Source organism: Rhizobium sp. BK176, assembly GCF_024808055.1.
Window position 1 is genome coordinate 99,074 of record NZ_JANUBV010000011.1, and the last position, 16,452, is coordinate 115,525.

Genomic DNA, 16,452 nt, shown 5'->3' on the forward strand with positions numbered 1-16,452 from the left:
AGCAGCGTGTTTAATTGATCAGTTTCATGCGGATCGCCTTGGCGACAAGCTGCGCCCGGTTCACGCAGTCGAGCTTTTTGATGGCGCTCGTCATGTAGGCGTTGACGGTGTGGTCGGACAGCGAAAGGATTTGTCCGATCTCGATGGATGTCTTTCCCTGTGCCGTCCAGCGGACGACCTCGCGTTCGCGGGCAGACAAAGGCGTGTGTTCGGCAAGCTTCGACTGCTTCGTGCGGTTATAGGCGTCGAGCAGATGGAGCGTCACCATCGTCAATTCGTTGAGTTCCGTTTGGGCAAGTAGCGGGCGGTCGCCGCCGAGCCAGAACAGGACACGCTCGCCGTCGCCTGCATAGGCAGGAACCGCGACGCCCGTCGGGATGCCGAAATTGCGCAACAGTTCGCTCAACTCATTCGGGAAAATAGCGGCCGAAGAATTGTCGAAAAGGCTCCACGAGCGCGGCAGCGCGGAATCGCCGATTCCTCCAGAAAGCATGGGAAAGCGCATAATTCGAGCGCGGTCGAACTGGTTGAAGTATTGAGATGGTATGGACGTTTCGATGAGTAGAGTTCTGAGAAGGACGCTCTCGGGCGTGGGCGCATGCATCAGCGTTATGTGCCGAAAACCGAAGGCACGTGCCACTTTGACTAGAACTTCTGCGTATTCGGCCCTGGTACAGGCAGCTGAAATCTCCGCGACGAGGGACATCTGCCGTTCCGAGGTAGTCACGTAAGACATCAATGCGTCCCTGCTTACCTTCAAGTTGCCGCGATAAAATATGCAAACTGATATATTTGCTAGTACGAAACGGCCTGGCGCGCAGTGATTAATTTCGATGTATTAATTTAACCACAGAATATCGATCTGCGGTTGTGTTTGAGCTTGCTTGGACCGCAACTCAGGGCGACGAACCTGCGAACGCGAAAGCGCAGAGGTCCGCCGCGTGACATAAAATTGGAGGCGCTCAGGGACGCGGCCCCGAATCATATTACAATTAAACCTAGTCTGTCGTTTTGCTCTTTTTAGTCAGTTGCTCGAGAAAGCCGAGCAGTACCGCCGAGACGACGAAGGCGAGATGCATCGCCGTCAGCCACATAATCTTACCGTCGGTATATTGTTCAGCGTTGAGGAAGACCTGCAGCAGGTGGATCGATGAAATGGCTACGATCGACGAAGCTACCTTGATCTTGAGGCTGCCTGCGTCGAGCTTGCCGATGAACGAGACATCGGTGTCACTTTCGTCGAAGCGGCTGACGAAGTTCTCGTAACCGGAGATCATCACCATGACGATCAGGCTGGCGACCAGCGCGGCGTCGATCAGCCCGAGCATGGCGAGGATCATTTCACCCTCATCGAGCACGAATACGCCGCCCGCGACCTTCAGGAATTTATAGCCGAATGAGACGGCATAAACCGCCAGCGCCAGGGACAGGCCGAGGTAGAAGGCCACGAGTATCCAGCGGCTAGAAAGAATGATGCGCTCGACAATGAGTTCGAGTGATTTCATGGCTTGTCCTCGTGACGTACGGAATCGATGCCTAGAGATAGCGGCTTGGATGAGCCTTGGGCAACCTGCGCACTATCCACAGTCGGCATATTTCGCTATCCCGTTGTAACAAATGGGGCGCCGATCGAGCGCGGAAAACTGGGGAACGGGGATGGCAGCATATAAGTCCGACATCGAGATTGCGCGCGCCGCTGAAAAGAAGCCGATCTTCGAAATCGGTTCAAAGCTTGGAATCCCTCAGGCGCAACTCGCGCCGTATGGCCACGATAAAGCCAAGCTCAGCGCCGAGTTCATCGCGGAGCAAGCTGATAAGCCCGATGGCAGGCTGATCCTTGTGACGGCAATCAATCCAACACCCGCGGGTGAGGGCAAGACGACGACGACAGTCGGTCTTGGCGACGGATTGAACCGGATCGGCAAGAAGGCAATCGTCTGTATCCGCGAGGCCTCGCTCGGGCCGTGCTTCGGCGTGAAGGGCGGAGCTGCCGGCGGCGGCTATGCACAAGTCATTCCGATGGAAGACATCAACCTGCATTTTACCGGCGACTTCCATGCGATCACATCGGCCCACAATCTGCTCGCCGCGATGATCGACAATCATATCTATTGGGGCAACGAGCAGGATATCGACCTCAGGCGCGTCACATGGCGACGCGTGATGGACATGAACGACCGGGCGCTACGCGAAATGGTCTCTTCGCTTGGTGGTGTCGCCAACGGCTTTCCCCGGCAGAACGGTTTCGACATCACCGTCGCTTCCGAGGTGATGGCGATCCTCTGCCTTGCCCGCGATCTCAAAGATCTGGAAGAGCGTCTCGGCAACATCATCGTCGGCTACCGGCGCGACAAAACGGCCGTCTATGCGCGTGATTTGAAAGCGGATGGCGCGATGGCAGTTCTTCTGAAGGACGCCATGCAGCCCAATCTCGTCCAGACGCTGGAAAACAATCCGGCTTTCGTGCACGGCGGTCCCTTCGCCAATATCGCCCACGGTTGCAACTCGGTGATCGCCACGAAGACGGCGTTGAAGCTTGGCGACTATGTCGTGACCGAGGCGGGCTTCGGCGCGGATCTCGGGGCTGAGAAGTTCTTTGACATCAAATGCCGCAAGGCGGGCCTCAAGCCGGATGCCGCCGTCATCGTTGCGACTGTGCGCGCGCTCAAGATGAATGGCGGTGTGAAGAAGGATGATCTTGGAGCCGAGAACGTCGCCGCGCTGAAGAAGGGCTGCTCCAATCTCGGCCGCCATGTCGCCAATGTTCGCAAGTTCGGCGTTCCCGTCGTTGTCGCCATCAATCACTTCGTCTCGGACACCGACGCGGAAATCATTGCGGTGAAAGAGTATGTCTCGCGGCTGGGAGCAGAGGCGATCCTCTGCCGGCACTGGGCGGAGGGCTCCGCCGGCATCGAAGAGCTCGCCTACAAAGTGGTCGAGCTCGCGGAATCGGGACAGTCGCGATTTGAGCCGCTCTACCCCGACGATGTTTCGCTGTTCGAGAAGATCGAGATAGTGGCTTCGAAGATTTATCATGCGGGGGAGGTGACCGCGGACAAGGCGGTGAGGGATCAACTCGTAGCCTGGGAGGAACAGGGCTACGGGCATCTGCCGGTCTGCATGGCGAAGACGCAGTACTCGTTTTCGACCGATCCGAACCTTCGGGGCGCGCCGGAAGGGCATATCGTCCCGGTTCGCGAGGTGCGTCTTGCGGCGGGCGCTGGTTTTGTCGTCGCCATTACGGGCGAGATCATGACCATGCCCGGCCTGCCGAGGTCACCGTCGGCGGAGCGGATCTATCTCAACGATCAGGGCTACATCGAGGGACTGTTCTAGGGCGGCGACGTTTCGAAACTGAATCAAGCCGCTGACGGCTTGATTCAGAGGATTCGCGCAAGTCGCTGAAAACTAATGGCAATACCGATAGCCGCCCTTGCGCTCCAGCACATCGAGATGGAAGTGGGTTTCGTGCGCAGCGTCGCTTTCCGGGTCGAGGACCGTGGTAAAGAAGAGGCAACCCGCGGCGCTCACCGTGCGCTGGAACGCACCGATCAATGTGGAATCCTCGCGTCGCGGTTGGACCGCGATGTCCTTCCCTTTTTCAAAGCTGAAGCTCGCAACGTCAATCGCATTGCCACGAGCGTGCTCAGACACCTTGCCGGTTTCGGCGCCATTGCGCAGGCGGCAGATGTAGGAGGAAGCCTGATTGACGCCGATGATATTTCCCTGATCAGGCGCGGCAATGCGGGCGGCGGGAATCACGCTTTCTTTCATCCAGCGGGCAAGGGCCAGCGCGACCGGGCAGCGAAAGACGGCGTCAGGCTTTATCGTAATGCCGGGCAGCACCTCGGACACCTTGATTGGTTTGTCGATCCCGCAGCCGTTGCCATCATCGATACGCGATATGTCCTTGAAGACGACGCCAAGATTCTGCAACTCCCTCACACATTCGGAGTGCTCGGCATCACTCTCTGCGGCAATCGTCAGATGCTGTTCTTCCAGCGTTTGTTGTGACGGAAGCTTCGGCCCCTGCTTTTCCGGGATGGCAGAGGATTTCGGAGAATCCTCCGTGACCGGCGGCGTTTCGGGCTTGCCGCTTTCGGGTTTCTGTTCGGGTATCGGGGGAGGTGCCGGTGCGGACGTTGTCGTATTTGATTTACCGGGGCGAGTTGCCGGGAGAGGGCCGTTTTCCGGCAGGCGTGCACTGGTCAGGAACCCTATGCAACTCAGTGCCGCTAAAATCACAACGATGTTCTTCACGCATCCACCCGTTGTACGTTGCCCCGGGACAGAACGCATGGATGCGGATTTCGTTGCAATTTCGCAACGTTGATGTCTATGCTCAAAAAGATGATTTATTAAATCAAGATAACGGTGATCCGATATATTGACAATTTGAGTCATGTTTTTTATGCGGCAAAAAGAAGGCGAAAATCTTCGTCTGAAAGCCTAGCCAGCCCATCGAAACGCGGACGCGTCACGACCAGCCAGCCCGGTGACATTTCTCTCAAGGGGTTGACTTCATGATCGTCCGGCACTCGCGCTCGGTTCTACTTGCCTGCACGGCACTTGCCATTGTTACACCTTCCGCCATCGCCTTTGCACAAAGTGCGCCCTCGACTGCCCAGACAGCCGAAGAGCAGAAGGCGGCGCCAGAGGGGGATACTTTCCTCTCGCCCATTATCGTGAAGGGCAGCCGACAGGCGGCCAACGATCCCTACAACAAGCCGGGACCTTCCAGCACCGTCACGGCGGACCAGATCAACCTGCAGGCCGGCCAGGGTACCGACGATCTGCTGCGCAGTGTTCCCGGGACGTCGACGGCCAACAATCCGCAGAACCCCGGCGTTGCTGTCAACATTCGCGGTTTCGAAGGCTCCGGCCGCGTGAACATGTCGATCGACGGCGTTCGCCAGAATTTCCGCTTCACCGGCCATGAGGCGCAGGGCTTCACCTATGTGGACCCGGCGTTCCTGGCGGGCATCGACGTGACCCGCGGCGCAGTCACCGGCATCGGTGGCGGGGCACTGGCCGGTACGGTCAATTTCCGCACCTACGACATCGATGACCTGATTCTAGGTGATAAGAACTACGGCGGCATCGTCTCGGCGACGGTCGGAACCAACGAACTCGGTTGGTCCGAGTCGGCCATCGGCGCTTACCGGTTCAACGATGTCTTTGCTGTTCTCGGCGGCATCAGCAAGAGTGATCCGGGCAACTATGAGAACGGCGACGGCGTTACCGTCCCCTATACCGAGCAGGACCTGCTTTCCGGCATGCTGAAGGCAGAGATTACGCCGAACGCCGAAAACACGATCAAGCTCGGCGGCATCAGCTATGACAACGACTTCCTCGCGAATTCCTATTTCCAAAACGTCAAGAACAAGACGTTTGCCGCGAGCTACGCCTATACGCCTGGCGACAACGAGCTCATCGATTTCAAGACGAACTTCTACTACAACCGCCTTGAGATGCAGTATGACACGAACGCCACGGGCGGTGGTACGGCCGCCGGTCGCCGCATTACCGACACGGGCATCGGCTTCGACGTCTCCAACACGTCCAAATTCGACATTGGCAACGTTGCCGTTTCCACCAACTACGGTGTCGAATACTTCCACGACAAATACGATGTGATCAACAGCCGGACGCAGCCTTCGGGTGGCGTCAACGGTGATGGCAAGAGCGGCATCCTCGGCGTCTTCGACACGACGACGTTCACCTACGGCATGGCGGACCTGACGCTTGGCCTGCGCTATGACCATTTCGATCTCGACGGCTCGGGCTCGGTCGTTGCCAGCAACCCCCTCGGAATGCCGGCCGGTCCTTACACCGTCGATAAGTCCGATGGGCGCCTGAACCCAAGCGTCACCTTCGCGCTGAATCCTACTGAATGGTTCCAGCCTTATGTGACATATGCCGAGACGCAGCGCGCACCGACGATTAGCGAAACCTTCGCCGGCGGATCGCATCCAGGCGCTACGGGGCAGGCCTTCTTCCCGAATCCCTTCCTTGAGCCGGAAACCTCCAAGGGCTGGGAAATCGGCGCCAACATCAAGGTGGATGGCATTCTCGATGCCGGCGACAGTTTCCGCTTCAAGGCCAACTACTTCAACGACCGCATCGACAACTACATCACCGGTGCGTTTGCGGGCGGCGGCAGGCAGACCTTCTTCGTCAACAATCCCGGCACGTCGAAGGTGGACGGTATAGAAATCCAGGCGGCCTATGATGCCGGCTTCGTCTTCGGGGAGCTTGCCTACACCCATACAAACACCGACCTGCCTCCGCAGATCAACGGCTTCGGCGTGCAAAGCTTCCTGCCGGAAAACATCTTCAGTGCCACGCTCGGCGGTCGCTTCCTTGAAGATCAACGCCTGACAGTCGGTACACGCCTATTCGCTGCCGGACAGGCAGACATTGGACAAATCAATGCAACGAATGGCGGACGGCCGCGATTCATGAGCGGCTATGGCGTTGTCGATCTCTTCGCCAACTATCAGTGGGAGAACGGCCTGGAGTTGACGGCAAGCGTGACCAACGTCTTTGACAAGACCTACACTCCGGCCTCGAGCACGATCCAGACGACGACGATCGATACGGGTCGCGGCCGGACATTCATGGTGACTGCGAAGGCCTGGTTCTAAACCAAAGCTTAGTCAAGCGAAGGGCGGCCATTGTGCCGCCCTTTTCATTCCCAGATTCGGCCCTTGCGCTCGGTTCGATCTCACGCTAACAATTTCGCCCATGAACACGTCCTTGAACATTGCAGTTTGGTGGTGGGCTCGCTGAGGCGGCCTCGACCAATCGTGTCCAAAGACGACGAGTGAGCCGCCCGGAAAACGCCAGGCGGCTTTTTTGTTTTTAAGGCTGCCTGTCATCCGGGCCCGATAACGGAGTGGAACAATGGTAACGATCCTTCGGGATGACGGAGCGGAAATCTACGAGACACGAGGTGGCATCACCGTCACCCGGCAGCGGCGGGCGATCCCCTATGGCGATGCGGTTTCGTCCTATGTCGACAAACTCGACGAGCGCCGCGGCGCTGTCTTCTCGTCGAACTATGAATATCCGGGCCGCTACACCCGTTGGGACACTGCCATCGTCGATCCACCGCTCGGCATTTCCTGCCATGGCCGCGAGGTCTGGATCGAAGCCTACAACGAGCGCGGTGAGGTGATTCTCTCCTTGATTGCCGAGCGCCTGAAGACGATTTCAGACCTGGTGCTCGGTGGTTCCACGACCCGCCGCCTCGACCTAACGGTGAAGGCGCCGGAGCGCGCGTTTACCGAAGAGGAACGCTCGAAGATTCCGACTGTCTTCACCGTGCTGCGCGCCATCACCGACCTCTTTTATTCGCAGGCGGATGCCAACCTCGGGTTCTACGGTGCCTTTGGCTACGATCTCGCCTTCCAGTTCGATGCGATCAACCTGAAGCTGACTCGCCCGTCCGACCAGCGGGACATGGTGCTCTATCTCCCGGACGAAATTCTCGTCGTCGACAACTACTCGGCCAAGGCCTGGATCGACCGCTACGATTTTGAAAAGGACGGGCTGTCGACAGAGGGCAAGGCCGGCGACATTCCGGCCGAGCCGTTCCAGCGCACCGACGCCATTCCGCCGAAGAGCGATCATCGCCCGGGGGAATATGCCGACCTCGTTGTCAAGGCGAAGGAGAGCTTCCGCAAGGGTGACCTTTTCGAGGTGGTGCCTGGGCAGAAGTTCATGGAGAGGTGCGACAGCAAGCCGTCCGACATTTCCAAGCGGCTGAAGGCGATCAATCCGTCGCCCTATTCCTTCTTCATTAATCTCGGCAATCAGGAATATCTGGTCGGTGCGTCGCCTGAAATGTTCGTACGCGTCTCGGGCCGCCGCATCGAGACCTGCCCCATTTCAGGCACGATCAAGCGGGGCGACGATCCGATCGCCGACAGCGAGCAGATCCTTAAGCTGCTGAACTCCAAGAAGGATGAATCCGAACTGACAATGTGCTCGGACGTCGACCGCAACGACAAGAGCCGCGTTTGCGAGCCGGGTTCGGTGAAGGTCATCGGTCGCCGCCAGATCGAGATGTATTCGCGATTGATCCACACCGTCGATCATATCGAGGGCCGACTGCGCGACGATATGGATGCCTTCGACGGCTTCCTCAGCCACGCCTGGGCCGTGACTGTCACCGGCGCGCCGAAGCTCTGGGCGATGCGCTTCATCGAGAGCCACGAAAAGAGCCCGCGCGCCTGGTATGGCGGTGCCATCGGCATGGTCGGCTTCAACGGTGACATGAACACCGGCCTGACGCTGCGTACCGTCAGGATCAAGGACGGGATCGCGGAAGTGCGGGCAGGGGCGACCTTGCTCAACGATTCCGATCCGAACGAAGAAGAAGCCGAAACCGAACTGAAGGCCTCCGCCATGCTTTCCGCCATCCGCGATGCCAAGGCCGGCAATTCTAGCAAGGTTAGCCGCGACGTTGCTGCCGTCGGCAAGGGCGTCAAGATCCTGCTCGTTGATCACGAAGACAGCTTCGTCCATACGCTTGCCAACTACTTCCGGCAGACGGGCGCCACCGTTTCTACGGTGCGCACGCCAGTGCCGGAGGAAATCTTCGACCGGCTGGATCCCGATCTCGTCGTGCTGTCGCCTGGGCCGGGCAATCCGAAGGATTTCGATTGCAAGGCGACGATCAAGAAGGCGCGGGCGCGCAACCTACCGATCTTCGGTGTCTGCCTTGGCCTGCAGGCACTGGCGGAAGCCTATGGGGGCGAGCTCAGGCATCTGGCGTTGCCGATGCATGGCAAGCCGTCGCGCATCCGGGTGCTGGAGCCGGGAATCGTGTTTTCTGGTCTCGGCAAGGAGGTGACAGTCGGGCGCTACCACTCGATCTTTGCCGATCCTTCGACGCTGCCGCGCGACTTCATCATCACGGCGGAAAGCGAAGACGGCACGATCATGGGGATCGAGCACGAGAAGGAGCCGATCGCCGCGGTGCAGTTCCACCCGGAATCGATCATGACGCTCGGCGGCGACGCCGGCATGCGGATGATCGAGAATGTGGTGGCGCATCTGTCGCGCAAGGCAAAGACCAAGGCGGCGTGACCACGACAGCACTCGGGATTTTCTGAGTTGGCAGTTCCTGAATTGGGCGATGTGCTTTCCTCCGGTCGAGGAGAGCACGTTCGCTGTCGACGCTCCCAGAAGGTCGGTGCCCATGGCGTTAAGCGGTTGACTCCTGACGTCAAATCAGAACATTTCAAGAACGATAAATGAGGAATATCATCGTGGCTGCTGAGAAGTTTATCGTCCTCCCGTACCGCAAGAACCGCGGCAACCTTGTGCCAGGTGAGATGCGCCAGGCATCGAACGCGGTCAGTGCGGAGAAGATTGCGACCTCGATGGCCTCGCGCTTCGTCGGTGTTGCGGCTTATGCCGTAATGGTCGACGAGGAGACTGGCGATATGTCGTCGCCGCGGCTGCTTGCCCGGCATGGTGAGATTGCCGACCTCAATTCCTGATCACAGCGCAATGGAAACCTCGCTCTATTTGCCGGTCAAAGCCTTCCTGGAAGCGGCGGGCTATGTCGTGAAAGGCGAAATCGGCGGATGCGATCTCGTCGGCCTGAGCGAGGGAGACCCGCCCGTCGTCGTGGTGTGTGAGTTGAAGCTGAGTTTCAACCTCGAACTTGTGCTACAGGCGGTCGATCGAGCAGCGGTAAGCGATGAAGTGTGGATCGCCGCTCGCGTTTCCGCCAAGGGACGGGGGCGCGAGGCTGACAAGCGCTATCGTGATCTCTGCCGTCGGCTGGGGATCGGTATGCTGGGTGTCTCCGATGCCGGCGAGGTCAGTGTCATCGTCAGCTCGGTCTCGCCGATGCCGCGCACCAATCCGAAGCGTCGGTCGCGGCTTGTTAGAGAGCATCAGCGTCGGCGCGGTGATCCGGTGGTAGGCGGCGGCTCGCGCGCCCCTGTCATGACGGCCTACCGACAGCGGGCTCTGCTCTGCGCCGCTGCGCTACAGCAAGGGCTGGTGCGGCCCCGCGACATGAAGGCGCTGGCGCCGGATGCGGGCAACATCCTGCTTGGCAATGTCTATGGCTGGTTCGAGCGCCAGGAGAAGGGCGTCTATGCATTGACGCCAGCTGGCGAGGCGGCCCTCCTTCGGTGGCCGCAAACAATCAGCGTTGCTGTTGAAAGGGACTGCGCTTCGGGGGCCTTCAGCGCCGTGGGCTCGGCAGAGAACTCCTGACGACCTAGTCAGCTCTGCTCAACTCGAAGTCCACCGCGGAGCTACGCGCTCTCCAGATATGTTGGGTCGGCCTTCCGTAAGGCAACCTTTATAGGCAGCGCATGGTCAAGCCTCCGTGATGCCCTAGCTTAGCCGTCGTGCGATGCTCGCTGGGCCCGCAGCGGGTCCGGCCGAGAAATTGACGCTCGACGATGGTTACTTTCACGCTCAATGGACAGACGACAACTTTCGACGGTGGTCCGGACACTCCGCTTCTTTGGGTCATTCGCGATTTCGCGCAGCCTGCCCCGCAAGTTGAAGAGGCGCCTGCAATATCCGGCACCTAGCCGCCCAGAGTATTGCCGAAAGTCGGTCAACTTTTCCGTGGAGTGCCGGTTAGGACTTCGCACAGGCTGTTTGACAAAATAAGCATTTTGGCACATATCACCGGCCATTGGCCGCCTGCGCGATTTTCGCGTGGGCGGTTTTGCGTTTGAATGGCATGGTTTCTGCAATTCGTTCGCATCCGCACTGAAGATCGGCGCAGGGGTATCGATATGAACGGAAAAGGAAATCTCACGGTTCGGAGGCTGGCGCTCTGGGGGATCCCGATGTCGCTCGGCGTCATGGGTCTGAAGATGGTTGCATGGTGGGTGACCGGTTCGGTGGCGCTGCTGTCGGACGGACTCGAATCGACGGTGAACGTCGTCGCCGCCTTCATCGCATTCTTCGTCATCCGCTATGCGCAAAAACCGGCCGACCACGATCACCCCTTCGGCCATCACAAGGCGGAATATCTTTCGGCGGTCACCGAGGGCGTGCTGATTGTCGTCGCGGCGCTGTTGATCGTCAACGAGGCGATCGGGCATCTTTCCGATCCGCGGATGCTGGATGCGCCCGTGCTCGGCCTTGCCATCAACTTTGTCGCCGGTGTGATTAATGCGGTTTGGGCGCAGTTGCTGATCCGGACCGGGCGCAAGTATCGCTCGGCAGCGCTGACAGCGGACGGCCAGCACATTATGTCCGACGTCGTCACGTCCGTCGGAGTCCTCATCGGTCTGCTGCTGGCGCTAGCCACCGGTTACGCGATCTTCGACCCCGTGCTCGCGATCCTGGTCGCCATCAACATTCTCTATCAGGGCTGGAAGGTCATCTCGCATTCGATTGGCGGATTGATGGATCAGGCCGTCACACTCGAAGAGGAAGAGGCGATCAAGCAGGCCATTGCCACCCACGCCGCAGGCTCAATCGGGGTTCACGATCTGAAGACCCGGCGCGCGGGCGCCGTCACCTTCGTCGATTTCCATCTTGTCGTGCCCGCCGCCATGTCTGTAAGGCAGGCGCACGATATCTGCGATCGCCTTGAAGATGCCATCCGTACCGTGCATCCGGGCTCCAGCATCGCCATTCACGTGGAACCCGAGGGCGAAAAGGCCCACGGCATTCGCGTCAAAGTCATCAAGGAGGCTTGAATGCCCACAACAGACGTATCCAACCTGTCCATGCTGGGCAGCCAAACGGAATCACCCAAGTCACCCGAGGAAGCGGTGTTGGAGAAGGTGCCCGCGAGCCACGTCGGCACCGACTATGTCGTCCGCTTCACGGCGCCGGAGTTCACGTCGCTTTGCCCGATGACCGGTCAGCCGGATTTCGCCCATATCGTCATCGACTACATCCCGAACGAATGGTTGGTGGAATCGAAGTCGCTGAAGCTTTTTCTGCATGCGTTCCGCAACCATGGTGCCTTCCACGAGGATTGCTCGATCTACATCGCCAAGCGGCTGGTCGAGTTGCTCGATCCGAAGTGGCTGAGGATAGGCGCCTACTGGTATCCGCGCGGGGGCATTCCGATCGACGTCTTCTGGCAGACCGGCAAGCCGCCGGAGGGCGTGTGGCTGCCGGATCAGGGCGTTGCGACTTACCGCGGCCGCGGCTAGGAGCTTTTGCGGTGTGGGCGTTGACTAGGCGGAAGCTGTCGCTGCGGGCTCAGCATCGGACACGAAGCTCGCTCGGTCGATCTGCAGCGGGCGCTTTTCGCCGCCGAGCCAGCCTCTGACAAGATTTCTCGCCTTGATGCTTTCAAGCCAGAGCCGCAGCAGGTTCTTGCGCAGCCTGCCTTGCGGCGTGAAAGCTCGGTCTATGGATTTGCGCACAAACGCCGACCTGTCGGCGCTACCGTCGAGGAATTGCATCTGGACGACGGGTGCCGGCTCGATCTGGTAGGCCTTCAGCCATGCGCGATGCCAGAAATAAGCGTCGATGAGGGCGTAGTTCTTGGTATCTGCCAGCATTTTCGCAGCCGCACGCGGACCGATGATGTAGCCGGCGGTGCCGACGCGGTTCTGAAACACCCGCGTCGCGCGATGGATGCCATCGGTCCAAACGGGTGACCTTGCGAGGATATGTGGGCGAGGCGCGAATTCCAGATCGTAGACCCGGTCCCAGTTGTCGCCGCGGCCTTTGATGCTCCTGATCGCGTCGTTAAAGTTCTCGGATAATACCGCGTCGTCTTCGAGGATCAGTGTTCGTTCGTTTCGTTCGATGATGACTTTCCAGGCCATCCTGTGCGAGGTGAAGCAGGCGACATCCTCGCGCAGTGTCGGACTCGGCCAGGTGTTTGCTGCCTTCTGGCACTCTTCGACGGACAGGTCGCCTGCTTCGAACGCGTCCAGAAACTCGAAATCCAGTCCCAGCTTTTGCATTTGCCGCGATTGAAACTCTCGTCTTTTTTCCTCGGCTTTCCGACTGATAATGAGGATCTTCACCGCTGCTCCGCCAGATAGGTCATGTCGCCGGACCTTATTCGTCCGCTCCCGGCTTATCAATCGGCCTCCCGTTGTGCCCACCGAAACCTAGCCGGCAGCGAAGACGTATTTCGTCACAGACGATGTGCGCAAAGGCCCCGCGCTCCCATATCTCAGGTTCGCGGCGACGCGAGCAGCTAAGCGTTGAAGCTGTCGTCATTGCCGAAATCGGACTGATCATCGTCAGCAACGTCGTCGTCGTTGTTGTCGTAGCTGGCCTGCTGCACAACGTCAGCGTCGTCGTTGCTGTTATCGTCGTTGTTGCTATTCGCGGCGTTGCCGGCTGCCTGCTGCTTGTCGCCGTCGTTATTGAAATAGTTGTTGATGACGGTCTCTTCGGTCGGCGCGTTGCCGAAGGGATTGTTGCCGGCGAGCGGCGAGCCCCAGCCAAGCGACGATGCGTGGCTGCCGAAAATACCGCTCAGCGAATTGGCAAGCAACATGCCGCCGGCGACGCCGGCTGCGGTTCCGAGCGCGCCCTGCAAGAAGCTGCCGCCAGCGGAGGGGGAGGCCGCCGGTGAGCTCCATGGTCCGGTAGGCTGCTGTATTGCGCGAGGCGTGGCATCGAAGCCGCGGTCCTGCTGGATTTGCTGCCGCGGGGTACTTCCCCAAGGACCCGTGGAAGGCGTCGGAGATGCCGGCTGCTGCGGCGTCTGGCTGCTGCCGAAGATCGAACTGAGGAAGCCGCCGCCCTGTTCGGCCTTGTGGTATTCGCTTTGGTCGGCCTCGAGCAAGCGAACGCGCTCTTCCAGTTGCTTGATATGATTGGCTGCCGCTTCCAGCCCCTTTTCCTGCACGATCACGGCCTGTGCGAGATAGTAGGCGGCGTAGGGCTGCTGACGTGTTCCCTGATCAATCAATGCCTCGGCGTCATGGTCACGCGGCGTCGTCGAGGCGGTGCGGACACGGTCGAAAAGGGCCGTCAACAATTGGCGTTCTTCGGGGGACATGGCCGGTCTCCTTGTTTCTCGCGATCGTTCGCTAAGAGATGACGTAGGTATGGATTTCGACTTTTCAAAGCCACGCCAAGTTACATTGCGGTAATCTGGCCTGGCTGCCTAACCATATCTTCACCCGTTCCGTGGCTTGTCTTTTTCCCGCATTGTTTTACGCATGGAGTCGCACTATGTGCGGTGAACCGAATTGGACGTAAGAGAGGTTCGAATGTACGAAGAAGAAGAACAGGACGACAAGACGAAGGAACTGCCGCTCGGCAAGGAAACGGAGGCGAACCTTTTCAAGTCGCGTTCGATCTTCATCTACGGGCCGATCACGCAGGAACTGGCGCAGAAAGTCTGCACGCAGCTTGTGGCGCTCGCGGCCGCCAATGACGACGATATTCGCATCTACGTCAACTCGCCCGGCGGTCATGTCGAATCCGGCGATTCGATCCACGACATGATCAAGTTCATCAAGCCGAAGGTTTGGATGATCGGGACCGGCTGGGTCGCCTCGGCCGGCGCGCTGATCTATGTCGCGGCGCCGAAGGAACAGCGCATTTGCCTGCCGAACACGCGCTTCCTGCTCCACCAACCGTCCGGTGGCACGCGCGGCATGGCGTCCGACATCGAAATCCAGGCTCGCGAGATCATCAAGATGAACGAGCGCCTGAACAAGATTATGTCGGAAGCAACGGGGCAGCCTTACGAGAAGATCGCTGCCGATACCGATCGCGACTACTGGCTGTCCGCCGAAGAAGCCAAGGCCTACGGCCTCGTTTCGCGCATCGTGACGTCGCAGTCCGAGATCTGATTTTTGCACTATGAGAAGCGCCCCTGCTTGCCGGAAGGCAGGCGGGGGCGTTTTTTTTGTGTTCCGCGACCAAACCGCGGCGAGGTGCCCAATCTGCATCACGAGCACCCGCACGCTGGTGTCGAAAGCGCTTTCGTTCCAGTCGCGCGGGAGATCGAACGGCTCCCACACTTCCGGGCTGCAGGGCGAGACCTTCTATGGTGATGGAACTGCGGACTTTTCGACCAACGGACAGGAGTTGATCTTCGTGGGTCCGGCACGCCTAGGTGCACGGAGCAAGTTGATGGTACCGAATGGTGTCAATCTGCACTTGCGCAACTCCGCCTGATACGGCTTCCATGCGGAGTTTCCGCTCCTCGAGTTGCGCCATGCTTAAAGACTTTTCCATTCAGAGCCTGTTCATGGGCATCCTCACCACCTTCGTGGGATTTGCCAGTTCCTTTGCGGTTGTGCTGCACGGCCTGCAGAGTGTCGGCGCGACGGATGCGCAGGCGGCGTCGGGCCTCATGGCTTTGTCGATCGCACTGGGGCTTTGTGCGATCGTGCTCAGCACCGTGACGCGCCTGCCAATCAGCATCGCCTGGTCCACCCCGGGTGGCGCCTTGCTGGCAAGTACCGGCGTTGTCGAGGGTGGGTTCAATGCGGCGGTCGGCGCGTTTCTCATCTGTGCGGTGCTGATCGTGGTTGCCGGCCTGTTCAAGCCGCTTGGTCGTGCGGTTGCGGCGATCCCCGCGCCGCTGGCCAACGCGATGCTCGCTGGTGTGCTGATCGGTTTGTGCTTTGCCCCTGTCAGGGCGATTGGGTTCAACCCGTTGCTTGGTTTGCCGATCGTACTCGCATGGATCGTCGTCGGCGCATTCAAGCGGCTCTGGGCGGTGCCGGCGGCACTTGCGGCTTTCGTGCTGGTGGTTGCCTTCGCCGTGGACATTCCCGATGGTGCGATCGGTTCGATCGAACAGGCGCTGCGGCCGCCCGTCGAGTTCGTGATGCCTGTCTTCAATCTGCCGGCTTTCGTCTCCATCGCGCTGCCACTTTTCATCGTGACCATGGCCTCGCAGAACATTCCCGGCATCGCGGTCCTGAAGGTGAACGGCTATGCGCCGAAGCCTGGGCCGCTGTTTTCGGTAACTGGCCTGTTCTCGATCCTCGCAGCGCCGTTCGGCGGTCATGCGGTGAATCTCGCCGCGATCACGGCGGCGATGTGCGCCGGTCAGGATGCGCATCCCGATCCGGCGCGGCGCTATTGGGCCGTTCTCGTCTCGGGCATCTCCTATGTCATTCTCGGGTTGCTCGCGGGTGCGGTGACAACCTTCGTGGCTTTAGCGCCGCCGATCCTGATCCAGGCGGTGGCGGGTCTGGCACTGGTCGGTGCATTTTCAAGTTCTGCCATGTCGGCTTTCCAGGCACCGGAGTCGCGGGAGGCTGCGGCCATCACCTTTCTGGTGACGGCATCGGGCGTGTCGTTCGCCGGTATCTCCGGCGCCTTCTGGGGATTGCTTGCCGGCGGTTTGATGCTGGCGCTCTCGCGTTTTGTGCAAGCGGCGAAAAAATAGACGGAGGGATTGCCAGTTTTTTGTACCCCGGTTATACACGCTGCCATGAAGAACACGGGCATCATCATTTCTGAGCAGGTTGCTCGCGGGCGCATCGCGCTGCGTGACAGCACGCGCGCCCT

Annotated in this window: 14 protein-coding genes and 1 pseudogene; 10 read left to right on the forward strand and 5 right to left on the reverse strand. The window is 59.5% G+C overall.

All coding sequences use genetic code 11. The features are described from left to right. Positions 1-10: 10 nt before the first annotated feature. Positions 11-736 (reverse strand): LuxR family transcriptional regulator, encoded by a 726-nt coding sequence (locus FHT76_RS26905; RefSeq protein WP_183861245.1) that lies wholly within the window; start codon positions 734-736, stop codon positions 11-13. 262 nt (positions 737-998) lie between these two features. Next, positions 999-1,505 carry a TIGR00645 family protein gene (locus FHT76_RS26910; RefSeq protein WP_183754114.1) on the reverse strand — a complete coding sequence of 169 codons (507 nt, stop codon included), beginning with the start codon at positions 1,503-1,505 and terminating at the stop codon, positions 999-1,001. A 151-nt stretch (positions 1,506-1,656) separates the two neighbouring features. On the opposite strand from FHT76_RS26910, the gene FHT76_RS26915 reads away from it, so the two are divergent. Further along, the gene (locus FHT76_RS26915; RefSeq protein ID WP_183754116.1) at positions 1,657-3,336 is read left to right on the forward strand and encodes a formate--tetrahydrofolate ligase; all 1,680 of its coding nucleotides are present in this window, start codon (positions 1,657-1,659) and stop codon (positions 3,334-3,336) included. Positions 3,337-3,408: 72 nt separating this feature from the next. On the opposite strand, the gene FHT76_RS26920 is transcribed toward FHT76_RS26915, so the two are convergent. Further along, positions 3,409-4,260, reverse strand: coding sequence for an extensin family protein (locus FHT76_RS26920; RefSeq protein ID WP_183861429.1), 852 nt, complete (start codon positions 4,258-4,260; stop codon positions 3,409-3,411). A gap of 263 nt (positions 4,261-4,523) precedes the next feature. Here FHT76_RS26920 and FHT76_RS26925 point away from each other — a divergent pair, with 263 nt between their 5' ends. The 7 genes and pseudogenes from FHT76_RS26925 to queF all read left to right on the forward strand — a co-directional run bounded on the left by FHT76_RS26925 (position 4,524) and on the right by queF (position 12,158). Next, positions 4,524-6,647, forward strand: a complete 2,124-nt coding sequence (locus FHT76_RS26925; RefSeq protein ID WP_183861243.1) for a TonB-dependent receptor domain-containing protein — start codon at positions 4,524-4,526, stop codon at positions 6,645-6,647. Between the two features lie 259 nt (positions 6,648-6,906). After that, complete coding sequence (locus FHT76_RS26930) at positions 6,907-9,096, forward strand: anthranilate synthase (protein WP_183861241.1); 2,190 nt, start codon at positions 6,907-6,909, stop codon at positions 9,094-9,096. Positions 9,097-9,275: 179 nt separating this feature from the next. Then, positions 9,276-9,512 (forward strand): hypothetical protein, encoded by a 237-nt coding sequence (locus FHT76_RS26935; RefSeq protein WP_183861426.1) that lies wholly within the window; start codon positions 9,276-9,278, stop codon positions 9,510-9,512. Positions 9,513-9,522: 10 nt separating this feature from the next. After that, the gene (locus tag FHT76_RS26940) at positions 9,523-10,242 is read left to right on the forward strand and encodes a DUF2161 domain-containing phosphodiesterase (RefSeq protein ID WP_183861239.1); all 720 of its coding nucleotides are present in this window, start codon (positions 9,523-9,525) and stop codon (positions 10,240-10,242) included. Between the two features lie 191 nt (positions 10,243-10,433). Next, a pseudogene (locus FHT76_RS41285) lies at positions 10,434-10,517 on the forward strand ((2Fe-2S)-binding protein); the annotation flags it as partial. A 261-nt stretch (positions 10,518-10,778) separates the two neighbouring features. Next, positions 10,779-11,693 (forward strand): CDF family cation efflux transporter EmfA, encoded by a 915-nt coding sequence (gene emfA / locus FHT76_RS26945; RefSeq protein WP_183861237.1) that lies wholly within the window; start codon positions 10,779-10,781, stop codon positions 11,691-11,693. Then, positions 11,694-12,158: a preQ(1) synthase gene (queF, locus tag FHT76_RS26950; RefSeq protein WP_183754127.1), complete on the forward strand. Its 465-nt coding sequence runs from the start codon at positions 11,694-11,696 to the stop codon at positions 12,156-12,158. It abuts the gene before it with no gap. Between the two features lie 24 nt (positions 12,159-12,182). On the opposite strand, the gene FHT76_RS26955 is transcribed toward queF, so the two are convergent. Both FHT76_RS26955 and FHT76_RS26960 read right to left on the reverse strand, forming a co-directional pair. Then, positions 12,183-12,986, reverse strand: a complete 804-nt coding sequence (locus FHT76_RS26955) for a glycosyltransferase family 25 protein (RefSeq protein ID WP_183861235.1) — start codon at positions 12,984-12,986, stop codon at positions 12,183-12,185. A gap of 176 nt (positions 12,987-13,162) precedes the next feature. Beyond that, entirely contained in the window at positions 13,163-13,975 is an 813-nt protein-coding gene (locus FHT76_RS26960; RefSeq protein WP_183861233.1) for a DUF2076 domain-containing protein, read from the reverse strand. 214 nt (positions 13,976-14,189) lie between these two features. Between FHT76_RS26960 and FHT76_RS26965 the strand changes: the two genes are divergently transcribed. Together FHT76_RS26965 and FHT76_RS26970 are read left to right on the forward strand one after the other, a co-directional pair. Continuing rightward, positions 14,190-14,777 carry an ATP-dependent Clp protease proteolytic subunit gene (locus tag FHT76_RS26965; protein WP_114713385.1) on the forward strand — a complete coding sequence of 196 codons (588 nt, stop codon included), beginning with the start codon at positions 14,190-14,192 and terminating at the stop codon, positions 14,775-14,777. A 368-nt stretch (positions 14,778-15,145) separates the two neighbouring features. Beyond that, entirely contained in the window at positions 15,146-16,330 is a 1,185-nt protein-coding gene (locus FHT76_RS26970) for a benzoate/H(+) symporter BenE family transporter (protein WP_183861230.1), read from the forward strand. Positions 16,331-16,452 lie beyond the last annotated feature (122 nt).